Origin of the sequence: Streptomyces sp. NPDC051740 (assembly GCF_044453165.1) — a bacterium.
GTDB lineage: Bacteria > Actinomycetota > Actinomycetes > Streptomycetales > Streptomycetaceae > Streptomyces > Streptomyces atrovirens.
Window position 1 is genome coordinate 41,376 of record NZ_JBITCL010000014.1, and the last position, 22,165, is coordinate 63,540.

20 protein-coding genes are annotated in these 22,165 nt (G+C 71.4%); 6 read left to right on the plus strand and 14 right to left on the minus strand.

The window, feature by feature from the left end; genetic code table 11:
- The first annotated feature begins 359 nt into the window (after window positions 1-359).
- The 4 genes from ACIA6T_RS23065 to ACIA6T_RS23080 all read left to right on the plus strand — a co-directional run bounded on the left by ACIA6T_RS23065 (window position 360) and on the right by ACIA6T_RS23080 (window position 6,451).
- Window positions 360-1,934 carry an MDR family MFS transporter gene (locus ACIA6T_RS23065; protein ID WP_399448497.1) on the plus strand — a complete coding sequence of 525 codons (1,575 nt, stop codon included), beginning with the start codon at window positions 360-362 and terminating at the stop codon, window positions 1,932-1,934.
- 276 nt (window positions 1,935-2,210) lie between these two features.
- Window positions 2,211-4,220, plus strand: coding sequence for a beta-galactosidase (locus tag ACIA6T_RS23070; protein ID WP_399448338.1), 2,010 nt, complete (start codon window positions 2,211-2,213; stop codon window positions 4,218-4,220).
- Between the two features lie 92 nt (window positions 4,221-4,312).
- Complete coding sequence (locus ACIA6T_RS23075; RefSeq protein WP_399448339.1) at window positions 4,313-5,374, plus strand: nitrous oxide reductase family maturation protein NosD; 1,062 nt, start codon at window positions 4,313-4,315, stop codon at window positions 5,372-5,374.
- A gap of 48 nt (window positions 5,375-5,422) precedes the next feature.
- On the plus strand, window positions 5,423-6,451 hold the full coding sequence (locus ACIA6T_RS23080; RefSeq protein ID WP_399448340.1) for a methyltransferase: 1,029 nt from the start codon (window positions 5,423-5,425) through the stop codon (window positions 6,449-6,451).
- Between the two features lie 76 nt (window positions 6,452-6,527).
- Here the strand turns inward: ACIA6T_RS23080 and ACIA6T_RS23085 are convergent, their stop codons facing one another.
- The 7 genes from ACIA6T_RS23085 to ACIA6T_RS23115 form a co-directional block, all read right to left on the minus strand.
- A complete protein-coding gene (locus tag ACIA6T_RS23085) occupies window positions 6,528-6,863 on the minus strand; it encodes a TcmI family type II polyketide cyclase (RefSeq protein ID WP_399448342.1) in 336 nt (111 codons plus the stop codon).
- Between the two features lie 25 nt (window positions 6,864-6,888).
- Window positions 6,889-7,371: an SRPBCC family protein gene (locus tag ACIA6T_RS23090; protein ID WP_385048892.1), complete on the minus strand. Its 483-nt coding sequence runs from the start codon at window positions 7,369-7,371 to the stop codon at window positions 6,889-6,891.
- 2 nt (window positions 7,372-7,373) lie between these two features.
- On the minus strand, window positions 7,374-7,634 hold the full coding sequence (locus tag ACIA6T_RS23095; protein WP_399448343.1) for an acyl carrier protein: 261 nt from the start codon (window positions 7,632-7,634) through the stop codon (window positions 7,374-7,376).
- A gap of 27 nt (window positions 7,635-7,661) precedes the next feature.
- A complete protein-coding gene (locus ACIA6T_RS23100) occupies window positions 7,662-8,906 on the minus strand; it encodes a ketosynthase chain-length factor (protein WP_399448344.1) in 1,245 nt (414 codons plus the stop codon).
- On the minus strand, window positions 8,903-10,171 hold the full coding sequence (locus tag ACIA6T_RS23105) for a beta-ketoacyl-[acyl-carrier-protein] synthase family protein (RefSeq protein WP_399448345.1): 1,269 nt from the start codon (window positions 10,169-10,171) through the stop codon (window positions 8,903-8,905). The genes ACIA6T_RS23100 and ACIA6T_RS23105 overlap by 4 nt, the downstream gene beginning before the upstream one ends.
- Complete coding sequence (locus tag ACIA6T_RS23110) at window positions 10,168-10,635, minus strand: cupin domain-containing protein (protein WP_399448346.1); 468 nt, start codon at window positions 10,633-10,635, stop codon at window positions 10,168-10,170. The genes ACIA6T_RS23105 and ACIA6T_RS23110 overlap by 4 nt, the downstream gene beginning before the upstream one ends.
- A gap of 69 nt (window positions 10,636-10,704) precedes the next feature.
- Window positions 10,705-11,829, minus strand: a complete 1,125-nt coding sequence (locus tag ACIA6T_RS23115) for a SchA/CurD-like domain-containing protein (RefSeq protein WP_399448347.1) — start codon at window positions 11,827-11,829, stop codon at window positions 10,705-10,707.
- A 235-nt stretch (window positions 11,830-12,064) separates the two neighbouring features.
- Here ACIA6T_RS23115 and ACIA6T_RS23120 point away from each other — a divergent pair, with 235 nt between their 5' ends.
- Window positions 12,065-13,969 carry an FAD-dependent oxidoreductase gene (locus ACIA6T_RS23120; RefSeq protein ID WP_399448348.1) on the plus strand — a complete coding sequence of 635 codons (1,905 nt, stop codon included), beginning with the start codon at window positions 12,065-12,067 and terminating at the stop codon, window positions 13,967-13,969.
- Between the two features lie 24 nt (window positions 13,970-13,993).
- Here ACIA6T_RS23120 and ACIA6T_RS23125 read toward each other — a convergent pair whose 3' ends face one another.
- Together ACIA6T_RS23125 and ACIA6T_RS23130 are read right to left on the minus strand one after the other, a co-directional pair.
- Window positions 13,994-14,962, minus strand: coding sequence for a hypothetical protein (locus ACIA6T_RS23125; protein ID WP_399448349.1), 969 nt, complete (start codon window positions 14,960-14,962; stop codon window positions 13,994-13,996).
- Between the two features lie 160 nt (window positions 14,963-15,122).
- Window positions 15,123-16,568: a glyceraldehyde-3-phosphate dehydrogenase gene (locus ACIA6T_RS23130; RefSeq protein ID WP_399448350.1), complete on the minus strand. Its 1,446-nt coding sequence runs from the start codon at window positions 16,566-16,568 to the stop codon at window positions 15,123-15,125.
- A 211-nt stretch (window positions 16,569-16,779) separates the two neighbouring features.
- On the opposite strand from ACIA6T_RS23130, the gene ACIA6T_RS23135 reads away from it, so the two are divergent.
- Window positions 16,780-17,184, plus strand: a complete 405-nt coding sequence (locus ACIA6T_RS23135) for an SseB family protein (RefSeq protein ID WP_399448351.1) — start codon at window positions 16,780-16,782, stop codon at window positions 17,182-17,184.
- Between the two features lie 18 nt (window positions 17,185-17,202).
- Here the strand turns inward: ACIA6T_RS23135 and ACIA6T_RS23140 are convergent, their stop codons facing one another.
- From ACIA6T_RS23140 to ACIA6T_RS23160, 5 genes are all read right to left on the minus strand, one after another.
- Window positions 17,203-17,592 (minus strand): MarR family winged helix-turn-helix transcriptional regulator, encoded by a 390-nt coding sequence (locus tag ACIA6T_RS23140; RefSeq protein WP_399448352.1) that lies wholly within the window; start codon window positions 17,590-17,592, stop codon window positions 17,203-17,205.
- 224 nt (window positions 17,593-17,816) lie between these two features.
- Complete coding sequence (locus ACIA6T_RS23145) at window positions 17,817-18,848, minus strand: LacI family DNA-binding transcriptional regulator (protein WP_399448353.1); 1,032 nt, start codon at window positions 18,846-18,848, stop codon at window positions 17,817-17,819.
- Window positions 18,845-19,738: a carbohydrate ABC transporter permease gene (locus ACIA6T_RS23150; protein WP_399448354.1), complete on the minus strand. Its 894-nt coding sequence runs from the start codon at window positions 19,736-19,738 to the stop codon at window positions 18,845-18,847. The genes ACIA6T_RS23145 and ACIA6T_RS23150 overlap by 4 nt, the downstream gene beginning before the upstream one ends.
- The gene (locus ACIA6T_RS23155) at window positions 19,735-20,712 is read right to left on the minus strand and encodes a carbohydrate ABC transporter permease (protein WP_399448355.1); all 978 of its coding nucleotides are present in this window, start codon (window positions 20,710-20,712) and stop codon (window positions 19,735-19,737) included. The genes ACIA6T_RS23150 and ACIA6T_RS23155 overlap by 4 nt, the downstream gene beginning before the upstream one ends.
- The gene (locus ACIA6T_RS23160; protein WP_399448356.1) at window positions 20,709-22,028 is read right to left on the minus strand and encodes an ABC transporter substrate-binding protein; all 1,320 of its coding nucleotides are present in this window, start codon (window positions 22,026-22,028) and stop codon (window positions 20,709-20,711) included. Before ACIA6T_RS23160 ends, ACIA6T_RS23155 begins: the two co-directional genes overlap by 4 nt.
- Window positions 22,029-22,165 lie beyond the last annotated feature (137 nt).

The following is a 22,165-nucleotide window of genomic DNA, read 5'->3' on the forward strand; positions in this document are numbered from 1 at the left end:
GGCCGCGCGCCCGCGCCCCCCCCCCCCCCCCGCCCGCGGGGGGGGGGGGGGCGCGGCGCCCGCGCGGCCCCCCCCCCCCCCCCCCCCCCCCCCCCCCCGGCCGGAGGAAGCCGCCTTCCTCGACGTCTTCCAGGAGGTGTTCGCCCTCCTCGCCGCCGGTCTCCCGGCACCTCCCGCGTAAGTCCTCACCGTCGGCCGCCCGGCCTCCCGCCGCGGCCGCCGCCCCCGCTGTCCGTTCCGCGCCCCCGAGGGCGCCGGCACCCGTCGGCGTCCGTCCCGCGCGCGTGAGCGTTCGACCATCGTCCGAAAGAGATCCCGTGAGCTCACCCCCGGCGCCCGCCGACGCGCCTCCCGCCTCCATGACCCAACGGCAGATACTCCAGGCCATGTCCGGCCTGATGGCCGGCATGTTCGTCGCCATCCTGGCGGGCACCGTCGTCTCCAACGCGCTGCCGACGATCATCGCCGACCTGGGTGCCAGCCAGTCCTCCTACACCTGGGTCGTCACCGCCGAACTGCTGGCCATGACCGCGACGGTGCCCCTGTGGGGCAAGCTGTCCGACCTGTTCAACAAGAAGCTGCTGCTCCAGCTCTCCCTGCTGATGTTCGTGGTCGGTTCGCTGCTGGCGGGCTTCTCCCACGACACGACGCTGCTGATCTTCAGCCGGGTCGTGCAGGGCATCGGCGCGGGCGGTCTGACCGCGCTCGCGCAGGTCGTCATGGCCGCCGTCATCCCGCCCCGGGAACTGGGCAAGTACTCCGGCATCTTCGGTGCCGTCTTCGCCGTCGGCACCGTGGCCGGACCGCTGATCGGCGGTGTGCTGGTGGACACCGACTGGCTGGGCTGGCGCTGGTGCTTCTTCATCGGCGTGCCGTTCGCGCTGCTGGCCATCCTGCTGTTGCAGCGCACGCTGAAGCTGCCCACCGTCAAGCGCCAGGTGAAGATCGACTGGCTCGGCGCCTTCCTGATCGTCGCCGGTGTCTGCGCGCTGCTCATCTGGGTCTCGCTGGCCGGCAACCAGTTCGACTGGGCGTCGTGGCAGACCGCCGCGCTCGTGGCCGGCGGCGTGCTGCTGCTGGCCCTGGCGGTCCTCGTCGAGGCCCGTACCGACGAGCCGGTCATCCCGCTCGACATCTTCAAGAACCGCACGGTCACCCTGACCACGGTGGCCAGCCTCCTGGTCGGTGTCGCCATGTTCGGCGGGACCGTCTTCCTCTCGCAGTACTTCCAGGTGTCCCTGGGCAAGACGCCGACCGTCGCCGGCCTGATGAGCCTGCCGATGATCCTGGGCCTGCTGGTGTCGTCCACCGTCGCCGGGCAGTTGATCAGCCGGACCGGCAAGTGGAAGAGCTACCTGGTGGCGGGCGCGGTCGTCATGACCGTCGGCCTCGCGCTGCTCTCCCTGATCGACGCCGACACGCACTTCGGTCTGCTCAGCCTGTACATGGCCGTCCTCGGTGTCGGCGTCGGCATGCTGATGCAGAACCTGGTGCTCGCCGCGCAGAACGACGTCCCCGCGGCCGAACTGGGCGCCGCGACCTCCGTGCTGTCCTTCTTCCGCAGCATGGGCGGCACCATCGGCACCAGCGTCCTCGGTGCGGTCCTCGCCAACCGGGTGGCCGACGAGATGACCAAGGGGCTGGAGAAGGCGGGCGTCGCCGGAGGGGCCGAGGGCGGCTCGGGCGGCGGGCACAGCGTCCCGGACATGAGCACGCTGCCCGCCCCGATGCGGGAGATCGTGGAGCACGCCTACGGTGTCGCCACCGCCGAGCTGTTCCTGATCGCCACGCCGTTCGCGCTGCTGGCCCTGGTCGCCGTCGTCTTCCTGAAGGAGAAGCCGCTGAAGACCACCAGCGGCATGGAACGCCTCGCCGAGGAGTCCGCCGCCGCGGACACCACGCCGGACAAGGACCGGACGGCCCCGGTCGTCTGAGCCGCGATCCGGCCGGCCCGGCCGGCCGGACTCATGGAAACGGAGGGGGCCGCCCACCGGACACGGTGGGCGGCCCCCTCCGTTTCCCGTGTACGGGCCACTCCCGGATGCTGCCCACCGCAACCCTGGCCGACGCGGAGGAAGATGGGACGATGGAGATCCACTTCCCCGACGGACACCACGAACGGGTGCCGCAGCCACATGTGCGCCAGCCACATGTGCGGTAGCCGTACAGCCGGCCCACGGGAAGCACAGCCCTCCGGAAGGACGGAACACATGCCCACGCACCGCCCCTGGCCGCTCCAGGTCCCCGGCCTCGGATACGGAGGCGACTACAACCCCGAGCAGTGGAGCCAGGACGTCCAGCTCGAGGACATCGAGCTGATGAAAGAGGCCGGCGTCAACCTCCTCAGCGTCGGCATCTTCTCCTGGGCGATGCTCGAACCGCGCGAGGGCGCTCATGACTTCGGCTGGCTCGACACCGTACTGGACCGGCTGCACGCCGCCGGCATACGCGTCGCCCTGGCCACCGCCACGGCCTCCCCACCGCCGTGGCTCACCCGCAAGCACCCCGAGATCCTGCCCCGCAGGCCCGACGGCACCGTCCTCCACCAGGGCTCCCGCCAGTCGTACGCCGTGTCGTCCCCCGTGTTCCGCCGGTACGCGCTGCGCATGACACGCCTGATGGCCGAGCGGTACGGGCAGCACCCCGCGCTCGCCCTGTGGCACGTCGACAACGAACTCGGCTGTCACGTCCCCCACGACTACTCCGACGCCGCGGCCGACGCCTTCCGCGCCTGGCTGGACAAGCGCTACGGCACGATCGACGCGCTCAACGCGGCCTGGGGCACGGCCTTCTGGTCGCAGCGCTACGACACCTTCGACGACATCCTGCCCCCGCTCCAGTCGCCGACCTTCGTCAACCCCACCCAGCAGCTCGACTTCTTCCGCTTCTCATCCGACGAACTGCTCGCCCACTACCGCGAGTTGCGCGACGTACTGCGCGAGATCACCCCCGAGGTGCCGACGACGACGAACTTCATGATGTCGTCGGCCACCAAGTGGATGGACTACTTCTCGTGGTCCGCCGACATGGACGTCGTCGCCAACGACCACTACCTGATCGCCGCCGACCCGCGGGCCCACATCGAGCTGGCGTTCTCCGCCGACCTCAGCCGCGGGGTGGCCGGCGGCGACCCGTGGATGCTGATGGAGCACTCCACCTCGGCGGTCAACTGGCAGCCCCGCAACCGGCCCAAGGGCCCCGGCGAGATGCTGCGCAACTCCCTCACCCATGTGGCGCGGGGAGCCGACACCGTGATGTTCTTCCAGTGGCGCCAGTCCGCCGCCGGAGCCGAGAAGTACCACTCCGCCATGGTTCCGCACGCCGGACGCGACACCGACGTCTTCCGCGACACGGTGGAACTCGGCAGACGGCTGAGCGCCCTGGCCCCGGTACGGGGCAGCAGGGTCCGCGCGGACGTGGCCCTCGTCGTCGACTACCCGTCCTGGTGGGCCGTCGAGACCGAGGGCCGGCCGAGCGGCGTGCTGGACTACCAGGCGGAGGTGCAGCGCTGGTACCGGGCGCTGTGGGAGCGCGGCGTCACCGTCGACGTCACCTCCGTACACGGTGATCTGACCGGCTACCGCGCCGTGGTCGTACCCACCCTGTACACCGTCACGGACGCGGACGCCGACCGCGTCGCCGCCGCCGCGCGGGCCGGCGCCTCCGTGCTGGTCACCTTCTTCAGCGGGATCGTCGACGAGAACGACCACGTCCGGCTCGGGGGGTACCCGGGCGCCTTCCGCGAGCTGCTGGGCGTACGGAGCGAGGAGTTCCACCCGTTGCGGGAGGACGAGGTCCTCACCCTGGACGACGGCAACCGCGCCGACCTGTGGGCCGAGAAGACCCACCTGACCGGAGCCGAGGCGGTACGTACCTGGGCCGACGGTCCCCTGGCGGGCCGGCCGGCCGTCACCCGGCACACCGTCGGCGAGGGCGCCGCCTGGTACGTCGCCACCCGGCCGGACACGGCGGGCGTCGCCGGCGTCGTCGACGCGCTCCTGGCCGAGGCGGGCGTCACCGCGGAGGTTCCCGGCCTCCCCGGGGGAGTCGAGGCCGTACGCCGGCACGCCGACGACGGCTCCCGTTTCCTCTTCCTCGTCAACCACACCGCCGACCCCGTCGACGTACCGGCCCGCGGACGCGAACTGCTGCACGACCACGACGTCGACGGACGGCTCGTCCTGCCGCCGGGGGAGGTCGCCGTCGTCCACGAGAGATGAGCCGGCCGGGTGATCACCCGTCGAGCGGGGGCATCGGCCCACCCGGGTGATCACCGGTGGCGGGGCCCCACCCCCGCTCATAGCTTCGGCTCATGAACAAACGACACATCGCCCTTCTCGCCTGTACCGCCGCGGCCGTGGCCGCGGGGCTGGGTGCCGCCCCGTCGGCCCACCATCCGACCGTGCACCGCGTACAGCCCGGCCAGTCGATCCAGAAGGCCGTGGACGCCGCGAAGCCGGGGGACACCGTCCTCCTCGCCCCCGGCACCTACCGGCAGAGCGTCGACATCAGGAAGTCGGACGTAACCCTGCGCGGCCACGGCGCCGGACGCACCGTCCTGGTGCCCGCCGAGAAGGCCGGCAAGAGCGCCTGCGCCGAGGCGGGCAACGGCATCTGTGTGACCGGCACCGACAAGAGCCCCGTCGAGAACGTCACCGTACGGTCCCTGACGCTGCGGGGACACGCCAAGAACGGGCTGTGGGCCACCGGCACCGACGGGCTGGAGGTCAAGTACGTCCTGGCGGAGAAGAACGGCCAGTGGGGCATCGCGGAGGAACGCTCCGTGCACAGCGTGCTCAGCCACAACCTCGTCCGGAGGAACGGCGACGCCGGAGTGTTCGTCGCCAACACCGTCGACACCGAGGAAGGCGCCCGCGACGCGGAGAGGACCGTGATCCGTTACAACCGGCTGGCCGACAACCGCGTCGGCGTCACCGTGCGCCGGCTGCGGAACCTGACCGTCGACCACAACGAGGCCACCGGCAACTGCGCCGCCGTCTTCGTGGTCGGCGACGAGTCGAAGCCGCGCGCCGGCGACCTGCGCGTGACGTACAACTACCTCCACGCCAACAACAAGTACTGCCCCAAGACGCCCCGGCTGCCCTTCCTGCAGGGCTCGGGCATCGTCCTCACCGGCGCCGAGGAGACCCTGGTCGCCTACAACCGGGTCGAGGACAACAAGGGCACCTCCCCGCTCTCCGGCGGCATCGTGCTCTTCAAGAGCCTCGTCGGCACGCCCAGCGAGCGCAACGAGATCCGCGACAACCTGGTGACCGGCAACAGCCCGGTCGACCTGGCCGACCGGGACACCGCCGAGAACAACAGGTTCAGCCACAACACCTGCACGCTCTCCGAGCCCGCCGGCATGTGCTGACCCGCCGGCCCCACCCCCGACTGCACGACAGCAGAAGCGAGGCAACGGATGACCACCGTTGATCCGGTTCCCCCGCCGCCCATGCGGCTGCGGGAGCTCGTTTTCGGGGCGGCGTGCGCCGCCGCCGTACGCGCGGCCGTCCGCCTGGGCGTGGCGGACGCGCTGGACGACACCCCCATGACCGTCGACGACCTGGCGACGGCGGTGAAGACCCAGCCGCACACCCTGCGGCGGCTGCTGCGCGCCCTGACCTGCCAGGGCGTCTTCGCCGAGAACCCCGACGGCACCTTCGAGCACACCGAGATGTCCCGGCTGCTGCGCGAGGACGACCCGCACAGCCTGCGGTACATCGCCCTGTGGTGCACCGAACCGTGGACCTGGAACGTCTGGCCGCAGCTCGAGGAGGCGGTGCGCTCCGGACGGGGCGTCTTCGAGGACGTGTACGACCAGGAGTTCTTCACCTACCTCAACGAGTCCGCCCCCGAGTCCGCCCACGTGTTCAACCGGGCCATGACGACGTCCAGCGAACAGTCCGCGCGCGACGTGGCCCTGCTGCTCGACCTGGACGACGCCTCCTCCGTCGTGGACATCGGGGGCGGCCAGGGACACGTCCTGGCCAGCCTCCTGGAGAAGCACCCCCACCTCCACGGCACCCTGCTCGACCTGCCGGGCGTCGTCGAGAACGCCGACCCCCGGCTGCGCCGGGGCGGTTCGCTCGCCGGCCGCGTCGACATCGTGGCCCGGGACTGCCGCGAGGGCGTCCCCGTCCAGGCGGACGTGTACATCATCAAGAACGTCCTGGAGTGGGACGACGACAGCACCCGCCGGGTGCTCGCGGGCGTCCGCGCGGCGGCACGGCCCGGGGCCCGCGTCGTCGTCATCGAGAACCTCGTCGACGACACCCCGTCGATGCGGTTCACCACCGCCATGGACCTGCTGCTGCTCCTCAACGTCGGCGGCGCCAAGCACACCCGGCAGAGCATGGTCGACCGGCTGACCGCCGCGGGCCTCGCCATCGGCGACATCAGCCCGGTCAACGCCTATCTGCACGCCTTCGAGTGCACCGTCCCCGGCTGACCGAAGGGCGCGCCGACAACCCCGAGGCCGCCGGCTCCGCGACTGACGCGGAACCGGCGGCCTCGGGGTTTCCCGCTCAGGAACGGGCGCCGCTCTCCCAGCGGTAGAAGCACCGTGCCATGGCGTCCTTGGGGCTGCGCCACGTGGCCGGGTCGTACGGGCTGACGTACGCCTCCAGCCGCTCGCTGATGCTGCGGAACTCGGGGTGCCCGGCGACCTTCGCGATCGCCGGTGCCGGGTCCTGCTCGGCCTCGATGAGGTGCAGGTACACGTCGTCGCCGAACTGGAAGAGGCTGCGCCGGCCGACCCCGATCAGGTGGGGGAGTTCACCCCGGTCGGAGGAGGCGAACACGTCGGCGATGTCCGGCGCCGAACCGGGTTTCATCCGGGCGACGATGAGGGCGTGGTGCATCGGGTTTCCTTCCTTGGACCGGCGCTCAGCGCGAGGACGCGACGGACGCGCTCTCGCTGTCACGGGCGACCTGCTCGATCCGGTCCCGGATCAGGGCCATCTGCGTACGGGAGTTGCGGTTGATGTTGTCCGTCATCCAGTCGTCGTCGACCGGGGCGTCGGGCTTCATCGCGAAGTCCTGCGTCCAGCGCATCTGCACACCGCCCGGTAGCTCCGCGTACTCCCACACGATGTCCATGTGGGCGAACGGGCCCGTCTCGACCCGGCGGGCGCGGACGGTCCGCCTCTCCCGGTCCGGGGTGCGCTCCGACACCCAGCTCCACACCTTCCCGTTCTCGTCCGGGTGCATGGTGAGCCGGAACGTCGTCGTGGCCCCCTCACGGGAGAGGACCTCCACGGACGCGTACTCGCTGAACAGCCGCGGCCAGTTCTCCAGGTCGTTGGTCATCTCCCACACGAGGTCGAAGGGAGCGTCGATGGTGATGCTGTTCTCGGTGTGTCCGGCCACTTTCAGGCTCCAGCCATGAGGGTGCTGTTGACGAGGTTCAGGAACTCCCGCGGCGTCCGGCAGCGCTCCGAGTCCGGGGGGAGCGACGCGCCGTACCGGTTCTCCAGCTCGCCGACGATGCCGAGCAGGCCGAGCGAGTCGAGGCCGAAGACGTCGAAGGGGGACTCCGCGGAGTCCTTCAGTTCCTCGGGGTCGACGGTGATGCCGGCCGCCTGCTTCATCAGCGCGGCCAGCTCGTCGAAGGTCACTTCGGTGGTGATCATGGGCGACTGCTCCTTCCCCGCCCGTTCCTACCGGGCGGAATCGTCACCGCGGCGCACGACCAGCGCCGCGTTGGAGCCCATCAGTCCCCTGCTGAGGACGAGGGCGGTGCGCAGCTCGGCGGGGCGAGCGTGCGACATCACCAGGTCGAGGTCGTGGCAGATGTCGAACACGTTGGGTGTCGGGGGCACCTGGCCGTGCTCCATGGCGAGCACCGCGGCCACCGTGTCCAGCACGGGCGCCGCGCAGTGGGCGCGGCCGATGCCCGTCTTGGGCGCCGTGACCGGGACGCGGGTGCCGTGCGCGCCGAGCGCGTCGGCGATCGCCAGGGCCTCGGCGCGGTCCGCCGCGGGGACGCCCATGGCGTCGGCGAACACGACGTCGATCTCCTCCGGCGCGCAGCCCGCCTCGTCGAGGGCGCCGCGGATCGCGCGGGCCAGGCCCTCCCGGGACTCCGCCCAGCGGGAGGCCCCGGTGAACGTGGCGGCGTGGCCGGCCACGGTGGCCCGTACGGGCGCTCCGCGGTCACGGGCGCGCTGCTCGTCCTCGACGACGAGCAGCGCGCCCCCCTCGGCGGGTACGAAGCCGCACGCCTTCTCGGTGAACGGGCGGTAGGCGCGGTCGGGGTCGTCGAGGGTGCTGAGCTCGGGGTAGCCGAGCTGGCACACCATCGAGTACGGGGCCAGCGGCGCCTCCGTGGCCCCCACGACCATGACGTCGGTGCCGCGGCCCACGGCCCGGCTCGCGTGCGCGAGGCAGTCCAGACCGCCCGCCTCGTCGCTCGCCACCACCCCGCAGGGGCCCTTGAGGCCGCCGCGGATGGAGATCTGTCCGGTGCTCGCGGCGTAGAACCAGGCGATCGACTGGTAGGGGCCGACGAACTTGGAACCCTTCCCCCACAGTTTCTGCAGCTCGCGCTGGCCGAACTCGCCGCCGCCCGACCCGGCGGCGGTGACCACGCCGACGGAGAACGGGTCGGCGGGTTCGCCGCCGAGTCCGGCGTCGTCGAGGGCGAGGGCGGCGGCGGCCATCGCGAAGTGGCTGAACCGGTCGGTCTGCACCAGGAACCGGTCCTCGATGAGGGCCGCCGGGTCGAAGGCCCGGACCTCGCCCGCCACCCGCAGCGGCAACTGGTCACAGCCCTCGCGGCTGATCAGGTCCAGCACGCTGAGGCCTTCGCGGACGGACTTCCAGTAGGCGTCGGTCCGCAGTCCGTTGGGCGCGACCACACCGATGCCGGTGACGGCCGCGCGCCCGGGGCGCCGATTGCTCATCGTGTCCTCCCACCCGGCCCGGACAGCAGCACCGCGGACTGGAAGCCGCCGAATCCGCTGCCGACGGAGAGCACATGGTTCAGCTTCCGCGGGCGGGCGGTGCGCGGCACGTAGTCCAGGTCGCACTCGGGGTCGGGGGTCTCGTAGTTCGCCGTGGGCGGCACCACCTGGTGCTTCAGCGCGAGGACGCAGGCGACCACCTCGATCGCGCCGATCGCGCCCAGTGAGTGCCCCACCATCGACTTGATGGAGCTCATGGGCGTCTCGTGGGCGTGCGCCCCCAGGGACCGCTTCACGGCGGCCGTCTCGTGCCGGTCGTTCTGCCGGGTGCCGGAGCCGTGCGCGTTGACGTAGTCGATCAGCGTGGGATCGATACGGGCCTGGTCGAGCGTGGTGTCGATCGCCCGGGCCATCTCCAGTCCCTCACTGGTCAGACCGGTCATGTGGTAGGCGTTGCCGTAGGTGGCGTAGCCGCTGATCTCGCAGAGGATCTCCGCGCCGCGGGCCCGTGCGTGCTCGTACTCCTCCAGGACGAGTACGGCCGCGCCCTCACCCATCACGAAGCCGTCGCGGTGGGCGTCGAAGGGCCGGGAGGCGTGCTCGGGGTCGTCGTTGTTGGGCGACGTCGCCTTGATGGCGTCGAAGCAGGCCATCGTGATCGGTGAGATCGGCGAGTCCGACGCCCCGGCGACGCAGACGTCGGCCCGGCCCTCGGCGACGGTGTGGAAGGCATAACCGACCGCGTCGAGCCCGGAGGTGCAGCCGGTGGAGACGGTCTGCACCGGACCCCGGGCGTCGAACCGCTCGGCGACGACCGAGGCGAGGGTGCTCGGCGAGAACGCCAGGTGCAGCTTCGGCCCGGCCTGCCGGTGGTCCACGTCCCAGCGCCGGCCGCCCTCGCTGACGAGCACGTAGTCGTGTTCCAGCCGGGTGGTGCCGCCGACCGCGCTGCCCAGCGAGACCGCGGTGCGCCACGGGTCCATGGTCCCGGTGTCGAGTCCGGAGTCGCGCACGGCCTCGGCGGCGGCGACCACGGCGAACTGGATGTACCGGTCCACGTGTTGGCACAGATCCGCGTCCAGTCCGTGCTCGAACGGGTCGAAGTCGCACTCGGCGGCTATGCGTGAGCGCAGACCCGCCGGATCGAACAGGGAGATGGCGCGGGTCGCGGTGCGGCCGGCTGTCAGAAGATCCCAGAACGCCGTCGCTCCGATGCCGCCGGGAGCGACCACACCTATACCGGTGACGGCCACTCGGCGGGTCATTTTATGGCCTCGCTCGGCTCGGCCGACCGGCTGATCCCGGGACCGCCGACCGTCAACTGCGGTCCGGCGGGGGCGCTTTCGGTCTCCTCGGTGTCGACGTGGCCGAGACTCGGGTGCGGGGCGAGCGGGCCCAGGTGGAACACCATGCGGGCCTCCTGGTCGCCGACGTTGCGGAAGCGGTGCCGCATGTCGATGGGGATCATCAGTCCCTGCTCGGCGCGGAGCGCGAACGGCTCGCCGTCCAGGTCCACTTCGAGCGCGCCGCTGACCACGTACACGAACTCCTCGGAGTACGGGTGGTAGTGCTCGCCGATGCGCTCGCCGGGCTTGATGATCGCCAGGCCCATGAAGCCGCTGGTGGAGCCCACGGTGGCCGGGGTGAGCAGGGTTCTGAGGTCACCTCCGCGCCGTCGGTTGGGTTCCGTCTCGCTCAGGTCCACGATGCGTGGATGCTGCTTGGACATGGTTGTTACCTCCGGGTGTGCCGGTGACGTCCAGGCGGCCGCGGCCGCGGACACCACCGCGGTGGACCGTCAGGAATCCGCGGAGCTGCGGTCGGTGACGGGCATCATGTCGGCGTGCGCCAGGAGCCGGTTGAGGTTGCGCTCCGAGTCCAGGGAGCCCTCGACGCCGATCGCGGCGCCGTCCAGGAGACGCTCCAGCTCGGCCGCCTTGCCCGGGCCCTTGACGCCGAGGGCGGAGAGCGGGTCGAGATCGAGTTCGCCCGTGACGTCGATCATGCGGGTCACGATGTCGTCGCGCTGGAAGACGGTGCTCGCGTACACCGGGCTGTCCGGGTCGTTCGCCGCGGCCTCGTCCTGGTGGGCGAGGAACCGGGCCAGCTCCAGGCCGTGGCCCGCCACGGCCGGGTAGAACAGCATGTGCCGCCGCAGGCCGGCGGGTTCCGGGCGGCCGGCCGCCACGTGCTGCATGGCCGGGAGCGCGGCCCGGGTGAAGAACACCCGCGCGGAGTCGGAGTCGGACAGATCCCGGTCCTGCTCCAGATGGGGGTTGATGGCCTCCTCCACCGCCTGGACCTCGGGCTGGCTGGCCACGTGGCACAGGGTGGCCAGCAGGTCGCCCTCCACCTCCACGGCCCGTACGACGCGGTTGCCGTGCATGAAGAGCGAGGTGCGGTGCAGTCGCGTGATGCCGTTGATCCGCGTCTCGGGCGCGTCGTAGTTGGCCAGGATGTCCACGACCTTGGACTCGGAGCCCGGCTTGACGGTGAAGGTGAGGGCGTGGTGGGTCAGCCCGGCGCCCACGCGGGCCGCCGTCTGGAGGCCCGCCCGCGCCGCCTCGGGAGTGAGCGGCTGTTCCGGGTGGGTCTCGCGCAGGATGCTGTAGCGCATCGACCGGGTGTCCCGGACGCAGCTGTGCATCGGCCGGACGATCGCGATGTGCTCCTCGCTGTTCACCCACGCGAGGAACGGCAGGGCGCTCTCCCACTCGCTGGTGATGAGCCACTGCGAGGGGTTCTCGATCGACTGGCACAGTTGGTCACTGATGTGACCGGGGACGGACGCGACCTTGTTGCGCATGTGCTCGTACGCGTCGAGGAACTGCTCCTGGGCGCCCTCGTACAGGTCGAGCAGCAGGATCACCCGCAGCCTCGAGCCGTCGAACGCCGACTGCGATACGCGTGCCGACATGGTCATCCGGCGCACCTCTCCTCTTCGTCGGAAGGTCGGGAACGACCGCCGTGCCCGCAGAAGGGCCGGGGTCGCCGTGAGTCGATCGTTGACGCGACCTTCCGGTGCGCGCGAGCGACACGGGGCAGGTGGGTGAACCGCGTGTCATCCGGGTGCCGCCGGGACGCGAACCGTTCCGTACCGGGCATGAAAGGTGAGTCCTGTTCCACAGCCCGTCGAGGGCGACGCTGGAGGCGTTTCAATGAATCGATCGGATACGGCCGGCCGGGCGGATCACCGCACGCCGGTCCTCATCGTCGGCGGCTCCCTGGTGGGCCTGTCGATGTCCCTGTTCCTGGGACGCCTCGGCGTGCCGCACACGCTCGTCGAACGTCACGCGGGCACGTCGATCCACCCGCGCGGGCGGGGGAACAACGTACGCACCATGGAGCTGTTCCGGGCGGCCGGGGTCGAGCAGCGCATCGGCCGGGCCGCGTCGGTCCTGGCGGAGAACCACGGCATCTGGCAGACCCCGAGCCTGGCGGGTGACGAGGGCGAGTGGCTGCTCCAGGAGATCGACCCCGGTGGCGGGCTCGCCCGCTTCAGCCCCAGCGGGTGGTGCCTGTGCAGCCAGAACGACCTGGAACCGGTGCTCCTCGAGGGAGCCCGGGAGCTCGGCGGGGACCTGCGCTTCGGGACGGAGATGCTCTCCTTCGACCAGGACGCCGAGGGTGTGACGGTGCTGGTCAAGAGCCGGGAGACCGGCGAGCACACCAGGATCAGGGCGGACTACCTCGTCGCCGCCGACGGCCCGCGCAGCCCCGTCCGTGAGTCGCTGGGCATCGGCCAGAACGGCCCGGGCGACCTGTTCCACAACGTGAGCCTCACGTTCACCTCCCGCGGCCTCGCCGACGTCGTCGGGGACCGGCGGTTCATCGTCTGCTACCTGACCGACCCGGAGGCCGACGGGGCCCTGCTGCCGGTCGACAACCGGGAGCACTGGGTGTTCCACGTCCCCTGGCACCCCGAACACGGCGAAACCCTCGAGGAGTTCACCGACGAGCGGTGCGCCGCCCACATCCGGAGGGCCGTCGGCGTGCCGGACCTCGACGTGGAGATCACCGGCCGGGCCGCCTGGCACGCCGCCGAGCGGGTCGCCGAACGGTACGCCGACGGCCGGGTGTTCCTGGCCGGCGACTCGGCCCACGAGATGTCGCCCACCGGGGCGTTCGGCTCCAACACCGGCATCCAGGACGCCCACAACCTCGCCTGGAAGCTGGCCGCCGTGCTCGGCGGCTGGGCCGAGCCCGGCCTGCTGGAGTCCTACGACGCCGAACGCCGGCCCGTCGCGGAGGCGACCAGCGCCCGTGCCTCCTCCCGCTCGAGCGAGCACAGCCACCCCGGCTACACCCCCGCCCCCGGCGCCCCCGCCCCCGGCGCCCCCGCCCTCGGAGCCCCCGCCCCCGGCGGTCCCGGCCTCGGTGGTCCCGGAGCCGGTGGCCCCGGTGGTCCTGGCGGCCTCGGTGGTCCTGGTGGTCCTGGTGGTCCCGGAGCCGGTCGTCCCGGTGGCCCCGGAGCCGGTGGCCCCGGTGGTCCTGGTGGTCCCGGAGCCGGTGGTCCTGGCGGCCCCGGTGGTCCCGGAGCCGGTGGTCCCGGTGGCCCCGGTGGTCCTGGTGGTCCCGGGATGAAGCCGGGCGGCATCCTCAACGTGGCGCTCTGCTACCGCTACCCGCGCGGCGCGGTCCTGGGCGCCGACCCGGCGACGCCGGTCATCCCCGACGGGGTGATGCTGACCGGCGAGCCGGGCAGCCGCGCCCCGCACATGTGGCTGGACCGCTCCGGCACCCGGATCTCCACGCTCGACCTGTACGAGCGGTCGTGCGTGCTGCTGAGTTCCGCGAACGGCGCCTGCGACTGGCACACCGCGGCGGCGAAGGTCGCGAAGGACCTGTCCGTACCGCTCGACGCGTACCGGGTGGGCGAAGGACCCGACGCGGAACTGGTCCCCGAGGACGGTGCCGACTGGGCCCGGACGCACGGGATCACCGCGGACGGCGCGGTACTGGTCCGCCCCGACGGCTTCGTCGCCTGGCGCTCCGAAGGACCCGTACCGGACCCGGCGGCGGTGCTGCGGGAGGCCGTCACCACCGTCCTGGCACGGAGCTGACGCGGGAGCGGCGGCCGGTGGACGTCACCCTCCGCCGACGCCGCCCTGCCGTCCCCGTTCCGCCTTGGCCTGGTGCTGTTCGAACCGCTGGAGCGCGGGTCCGTCGGTGTTCCACGGCCAGGGCGTGACCACGCCCTGCAGCGTCTGGAACACGTGGTGCGCGTCGACGGCCCGGCCGGCCGCGCACAGCGCGTACGCCAGCACGTTCAGATCGGCCTGCGCCGCCGCGTGCTGGAAGAAGCCCGGCTTCGCCCACAGCGCGGCCGCCTGGTCCAGCGCGGCCGCGATCTGTCCGCCCTCCCACAGCTGACCGGCCGTCATGGCCCGCACCCCGCCCTGCGCCAGCAGCCCCTGGTACTGCCGCACGGCGGCGGTCAACTCGACCGCCGCACACGCCGCGTTGGCCGGGATGCGGGTGCGCACCACGTCGACGAAGTCGAGGACGGCCGCGCTGGACCCGCCTTCCTCCGGCGACAGGTACGCGAGCATCTGCAGATACGCCTCACGGTGCCAGCGGTCGCGCCCGGTGGCCTCCCGCCAGACGGCGTTGACGTCGTTCTGGCCGTAGCGCTCGATCCGGGACACACCGAGCAGGACCACCCACGGCAGCGGATCCTCCGGTCTTCGCTCGGCGGCCTGGTGGCACTGGGAGACCAACTGCCCGGCGTCCTCCAGGTGTCCGTCCCGCAGACCGCGCACCAGCCCGGTCCAGGAGTGGAACACCAGGGCGTCCGCGCTCTGCGGCTCCCGGCCCAGCCACGCCGCCGCGATCCCCGCGTCGGCCGTCGCCTCGGCCAGTACGGACACCCGGTGACCGCGACGGTCCCAGTCGTCCCCCGTCTCCTCCAGCAAGGAGGACACGAGGGTCACGTCCGCGGCTTTGCCGCCCCCGTTCCGCTTGCTCAACCGCCCCAGCACGCGCGTCAGCTCGGCGTCGTCGAGGGCGGGCACGATACGGGGGCGTTTACCGGTGCGACTGCTGAAGAGGGCCATGCCGGAAGACTAGGAACTCCACGTGCCCCGGCAACCCGTACGGGATGATCGTTACCGATCTGCCCCTTACCGCCGGTACAGCGGGCAGACCGGGGCGGGGCCGGGCATCTCGCCCGCCCCGCCCCCTCGTCGTGTCCGTTCCGCTTGCCGGCTCTCCGGGTCAGACCGCCGGAGCCGGGTAGGTCGGGTACTCCACCCCGGAAACGTACTGGACGACCCGGATGACCTGGCAGGAGTAGCCGAACTCGTTGTCGTACCAGAGGTAGAGGATCGCGTTGTCGCCCTCGACCTTCAGCGCGCCGGCGTCGACGATCGAGGCGTGGCGCGAGCCGATGAAGTCGCTGGAGACCGCGTCGGGCGCGCTGATGAAGTCGATCTGGCGCTTGAGCGGCGAGGTCAGTGACACGTTGCGCAGGTGGTCGAGGACCTCCTGGCGGTCGGTGGCGCGGCCGAGCTGGAGGTTGAGGATCGCGATCGAGACGTCCGGCACGGGCACCCGGATCGAGCTGCCGGTGATGGTCGCGTCGAGGTCGGGCAGCGCCTTGGCGACGGCCGAGGCGGCACCCGTCTCGGTGATCACCATGTTCAGCGGCGCCGAACGGCCGCGCCGCTCCGACTTGTGGTAGTTGTCCAGCAGGTTCTGGTCGTTGGTGAACGAGTGCACCGTCTCCACGTGCCCGCGCAGCACCCCGAACTCGTCCGCCATCGCCTTCAGCGGCGGCACGATCGCGTTGGTGGTGCAGGACGCGCAGGACAGGATCCGCTCGTCCGGCTTGAGGGTGTCGTGGTTGACGCCGTGCACGATGTTGGGCACGTCGCCCTTGCCGGGCGCGGTGAGCACCACCTTGTCGATGCCGGGACGCAGGTGCAGCGAAAGCCCCTCGCGGTCGCGCCACTTGCCGGTGTTGTCGATGAGGATGGCGTTCTTGATGCCGTACGCCGTGTAGTCGATCTCCGTCGGGTCGCCCGCGTAGATCACCTTGACGGTGTTGCCGTTGGCGGTGATCGTGCTGTTCGCCTCGTCGACGGTGATGGTGCCCTGGAACTGGCCGTGCACGGAGTCGCGGCGCAGCAGCGAGGCCCGCTTGACGATGTCCTGCTCACCGCCCTGCCGGACCACGATCGCGCGCAGACGAAGACCGTTGCCGGACCCCGACTTCTCGATGAGCAGCCGGGCCAGGAGGCGGCCGATGCGGCCGAAGCCGTAGAGGACGACGTCGCGCGGCTCGCGGCGGTCGATCTTGTCGGCGCCGGTCGCGCCGGCGACGGCCTCCGCCGTGAACTCGGCCACCGACAGGCCCCGGTCGTCGGTGCGGTGGGCCTCGGCGAGCAGGCCGATGTCGATCTGGGACGGGCCGAGGTCGAGCGTGGTGAGCGCCTGGAGGAAGGGCAGCGTCTCGGTGACCGAGAGCTCCTCGCCGGCGATCTGCCGGGCGAAGCGGTGGGTCTTGAGGATGCTGACCACCGACTTGTTCACCAAGGAGCGGCTGTGCAGCAGGACGGTGACGTCCCGCTCGCGGTGCAGCTTCCCGATGATCGGGATCATCGACTCCGCGATCTCCTCGCGGTGCTTCCAGCTGGTGAACGAGTCTTCGTTGACAGTCACAGGATCATCTTTCGAGCTAGAGGGTGCTCATATGATAGCCATGCGGATCATCGGGGCCGGAAGGGGTGCCGGAAGGGGTGCCGGAAGGGTGGCGATCGGGCCGGAACCCGCAGGGTTGCGCGACATGCGAACGGGTACGCGTGCAGCACTGTGCCCGGGCCGGATCCTGTCCCGGGCGGGCCGTACGACCGCCGCTACCAGGGAATCTGCCATGGAGACACCCGCGCACGAGAACAACGCCCCCACGCCCGCGCAGCGGGCCCTGGACGCCCTGTCGGAGAACACCGAGGACACGATGGCGCTGGACGCCCTCGCCGACAGCGACGTACTGATCCCGGTCCCGGACGACGCGGGCGACGAGGAGGCCGCCGACCCCGGCGCGGTCGCCCTTCCGGTGCTGGAGCAGCCGGGCGGCACCCAGGTGGTGCCCGTGTTCACGTCCGAACTGGAGATGGCCGGACTGCTGCCGTTCGTCTCCCGTTACCGGCTCGTCCCGCTCGGCGCGCTCGCCGCCCAGTGGCCGGCCGAGGAGCTGTCACTCACCATCGACGGCAGCTCCGAGCACCGCCTGACGCTCACCTCGGAGGGGGTGCGTACGCTGCTGGCCCGCCCGTGAGCCGGCCGGACCGGCGCGCTACCCGCCCAGCGTGCGGGCCAGGGCGGCGCGCTGCACCGGCAGCGCCTCGGCGTGCAGCGCGCGCCCCTTCGGCGTGAGCCGCACATACACCCCGCGCCGGTCCTCCAGGCACATGCTGCGCTCCACCAGGCCGTCCTTCTCCAGGCGGGCGATGAGGCGGGACAGCGCGCTCTGACTGAGGTGGACCCGGCCCACCAGGTTCTGCACCCGGCACTGCTCGCCGTCCGGGGGCGTCGCGGTCGCGAGCAGATCGAGCACCTCGAAGTCGGAGGCGCCCAGACCGTACGGATGCAGGGCGCGGTCGATCTCGCCCAGGGTGCGCGCGTGCACCGCGAGGATGTCACGCCACCGTTCCTCGAGCCGCGCCCCGGCCGTCTCCGCTGCCATACCCGAACGGTAACACTTGTCCGACATTCAATGAATAAGCAACGAATGCGCGGCGGCGGCCCTTTACGGCAGGTCGGGCGGGGGCGTCCCGGAACGGACCGCCGAGGCCGCCGTCCGGACCCCGCACGGAGGCGGCCGGCGTACCGCCGCCCGCGTCCCGCGGGGTTCCACCCCGAGCAGGACCCGGAACCGTGCCTTCGCCGGGCCGGGACCCCGCGCGGGGGCTACGTCGAGCCCCGCTTCACCAGCTCCGTCGGCAGGATCACCGCCGCCGGGTCCTCGCCGCCGATCTGCGCCAGCAGCACCCGCACCATCTCCGTGCTGATGCGGTCCCACGGCTGGCGGATCGTGGTGAGCTCCGGGCTCGCGGCGACGGCCGCGGGGGAGTCGTCGAAGCCGCCGACCGCGACGTCCTCGGGCACCCGGCGCCCCGCCCGGTGCAGCGCCGTGAGCACGCCCTGGGCCATCAGGTCGGACGCGACGAACACCGCGTCCACGTCCGGGGCCCGCGCCAGCAGCCGCTCGGCGCCCGCCTCGCCGCTGGCCCGGCTGTAGTCGCCGGAGACGACGAGCCGCTCGTCGGCCTCCACACCCGCCTCGGCGAGCACCTCCCGGTAACCGGCGAGACGCTCCACACCACCGGGGGTGTCGAGCGGACCGGTCACCACGCCGATCCGGCGCCGGCCCAGCGCCAGCAGATGCCGCACCATGTCCCGCGCGCCGTCCCGGTCGTCGGCGGCCACGTAACTGACCTTCGAGCCCATCCCGATCGGCTTGCCGCACGCGACCAGCGGCACCCCCGCCGCCCGCAGCTCCTCCGCCACCGGGTCACCGGAGTGACTGGACACCAGCAGCACCCCGTCGACGTGCCCGGCGGTGATGTACCGCGTGATGCGCCGCCGTTCGTCGTCCGTACCGGCCAGCATCAGCAGCAGCGGCACGTCGTGCGCGGCCAGCGCCTGCGTGCAACCACGCAGCAGGACGTTGAAGTTGGGGTCCTCGAAGAACCGCTCCTGGGGCTCCGTGAGCAGGAAGCCCACCGAGTCGGACCGGCCGGTGATCAGCGAGCGGGCGTGCCGGTTGACGACGTAACCCGTCTTGCGGATCGCGGCGTTGACCGCGTCCGCGGCGGCGGGGCTGACGTAGTGGCCGCCGTTGAGCACCCGCGAGACGGTGCCGCGCGAGACACCGGCCTCGCGCGCTACGTCGTGGATCGTCGGCGGCTTGCGCCTGCCCCCCGTGTTGCCCATGGTCATGACTTTACGGCCCCGGAGAGCAGATCCAGACTCCAGAACCGCTGGACGACCAGGAACAGCGCGACCAGCGGGAACACGGCGAGGAACGCGCCCGTGATCACCAGGGTGTACAGCGCCGGGGTGTTGGCGCCCTGTTCGAGCAGGGTGTGCAGACCGAGGGTGATCGGGAACTTCTCGTCGTCGCTGAGCATGATGTACGGCAGCAGGAAGTTGTTCCAGACCGCCACGAACTGGAACAGGAACACCGTCACCAGGCCGGGCATCATCATCGGCAGCGCGACCCGGGAGAAGATCCGCCACTCGCCCGCGCCGTCCATCCGCCCGGCCTCCACCACGTCCGCCGGCACCGCGGCCGCGGCGTAGATCCGCGCGAGGTAGACGCCGTACGGGGAGAGGATCTGCGGCAGCAGCACCGACAGGTAGGAGTCCGTGAGGTCCACCTTCGCCAGCAGCAGGTACTGCGGGACGGCGAGGATCACCGGCGGCATCAGCACGCCCGCGAGCAGCACGTTGAACAGTGTCTCGCGGCCCCGGAAGCGGTAGACCGCCAGCGCGTAGCCGCTGACCGCCGACACGCACGTCGACAGCAGCGCGCCCAGTCCGGCGTACAGGGCGGAGTTGCCCATCCACTGCCAGTAGACGCCTTCGCGGTAGGCGCTGAGGTCGGAGAGGTTGTCGGCGAAGCCGGTGCCGGGCCAGAACGTGAAGGTGGAGAACAGTTCCGAGCCGGACTTGGTGGACGCGATGACCACCCAGGCGACCGGCAGCAGGCAGTACAGCGCGCCGAGCAGCAGCGTCACGGTCGGGACCAGCGCGGTCCGGCGGGGGCGCGCCGGGCCACGGGCGGTGCCGGCCGTGGGCTCGGCCTTGGGCAGGGCCAGGGAGCTCATCGGGTCGCCTCCTGCTTGTCGCGCCGGTTCGTCGCCCGCAGGAACCCGAAGGACAGCACCAGGGTGGCGAGCGCGATGAGGGTCGCCTGGGCGGCGGCCGCGTGGATGTCGCCGTTGCCGAAGGCGTCCTGGTACACCTTCATCAGTGGACTCCAGGTGGTGGAAACGGAGTTGGTGAGCGGCTTGAGGACGGTCGGTTCGCTGAACACCTGGAGCGTCGCGATGATGGAGAAGAAGAAGGTCAGCACCAGCGAGGGCGCCACCATCGGGATCTTGATCCGCAGCGCGATCTGCAGCGGCGTGGCGCCGTCCAGCTTCGCCGCCTCGTACACCTCGGCGGGGATGGCCCGCAGCGCGGTGTAGATGACGATCATGTTGAAGCCGGTGCCGCCCCAGACGGCGATGTTCGACAGCGCCAGGTACAGCGGTCCGCCGTCCAGCAGGTCCGGCTGCGGCAGACCGAACCTGTCGAGCACGAAGTAGAACGGGCTCACGTCCGGCAGGTACAGGAAGCCCCACAGCAGGGCCGCCACCACACCGGGGATCGCGTACGGCAGGAAGATCGCGAGCCGGGTGAAGGGGGCGAGCCGCACCTTCTCGGAGTCGAGCATCAGCGCGAACAGCAGCGCCAGGCCCAGCATGACCGGCACCACGACGCAGCCGTAACCGAGCACGCGCAGTGCGCCGTCCAGCAGCTCGCTGTCGGACAGGGCGTCGGTGTAGTTCCCCAGGCCGGCCCAGACCTCGTCGCGGGCACCGGCCCCCAGCCCGAGGCCGGACACCCGCACCTTGCGGAAGCTGAGCCAGACGGCGTACCCGATGGGCAGCGCGAAGAACAGGGCGAACAGGAGGATCGCGGGGACGAGGAAGAAGTAGGGGGCGCTTCGCGCTCGTCTGAGTGCGGTGGCGGGAGACGGGTGGGCGTACGGGGCCCCCTTGACCCCGTACGACGTCCGGCGGGCCGGGGACTTCACTCCGCGACCCCGAAGCCCTGCTTCTTCAGGTCGGCGACCGTGTCCTGCTGCATGGTGTCCAGGGCGGCGGTGAAGTCCGACTTGTTCTTCGCGGCGGCACCGAAGGCGTCCTTGAACGTCGTGTAGGCGACGTTGACGTTCGGTCCCCAGGCGGACGGCGCGGTGGTCTCCGCGATCGTGGCGGCCTTCTTGTAGAAGTCGGGCTGGTTGGCGAAGTACTCGGGCGGGCTCATGAAGGCGCCGCTGAGCTGGGCCGAGGTGGAGGCCGGGTAGATGCCGCCCTCCTTCGCCAGCGCGTTCAGCGCGTCGCCGTCGGTGTTCAGCCAGGTGGCGAACTTCGCGGCGGCCTCCTTGTTCTTCGAGTCGGTGGTCACACCGGTGGAGGAACCGCCCCAGCTGCCGGTGCGGCTCTCGTCGTCGCTCCACTGGGGGAGCGGGGCCATGGCCCACTTGCCCTTGGTGTCGGGCGCGGCCGTGGTCAGCGTGCCCGGCGCCCACACGGCGCTCACCCACGCGATCTGCTTGCCGGTGTTGAGCGCCTTGTTCCAGGCCGGGGTGTACATCGGCTGGTTGTCGATGGCGCCCTCCTCGACCAGGCCGCCCCAGAACTCGGCGACCTTCTTGGTGGCGGCGTCGTCGATGCCGACCTTCCACTTGTCGCCGGAGGTGGTCCACCACTGGGCGCCGGCCTGCTGGGCGAGGCCCGCGAACAGGCCGGAGTCGTTGGCGGAGAAGGTGGTCAGGTCCTTGTCGGGGGCCGCCTTCTTCAGCTTGCGCGCGGTCTCGGCGAACTCCTCCCAGGTGGCCGGGACGGAGAGCCCGTACTCCTTGAACAGGTCCTCGCGGTAGTAGAACATCATCGGCCCGATGTCCTGCGGGACCGCGTAGACGGCGTCCGTGCCGAGCGTGGTCTGCTGCCAGACGCCGTCGGCGAACTTGCTCTTCGCGTCGCCCACGGTGTCGCCTATGTCGGCGAGCGCGTCATTGCTGACCAGCGTGGGCAGCGCCTGGTACTCCGCCTGCACCAGGTCGGGCGCCTTGCCGGCCTTGTGCGCGGTGAGGATCTTGGTGACCAGTGTGTCGCCGGACGCCTGCTTCTTCACCGTGACGGTGATCTGCTCCTTCTTGCCCGGCCCCTTGTTCCACAGGTCGACGACCTTGTCCATGCCGGGGGTCCAGGTCCAGTACGTCAGTGAGACCGGGCCCGACTGGGCCTCGCCGTCGTCGGACGACGAGCCGCAGGCGGCGAGTGCGGTGGCGCCGAGCGCGACGGCGACGGCGGAACTCACGAGGCGACGGCGCTTCGTGTACGGCATGGAACTCTCCCCTGACCTGGGGCCTCCGCCTGATGCGAAGACCAGCTGCACTCTCTGCGCGGCTCGCCTCCGGGGCGCTGCGGCCGGTGTCGAGGACACGACCGTGCTCGACCCTTCGGGCCTCCGCGCGCTCGCGC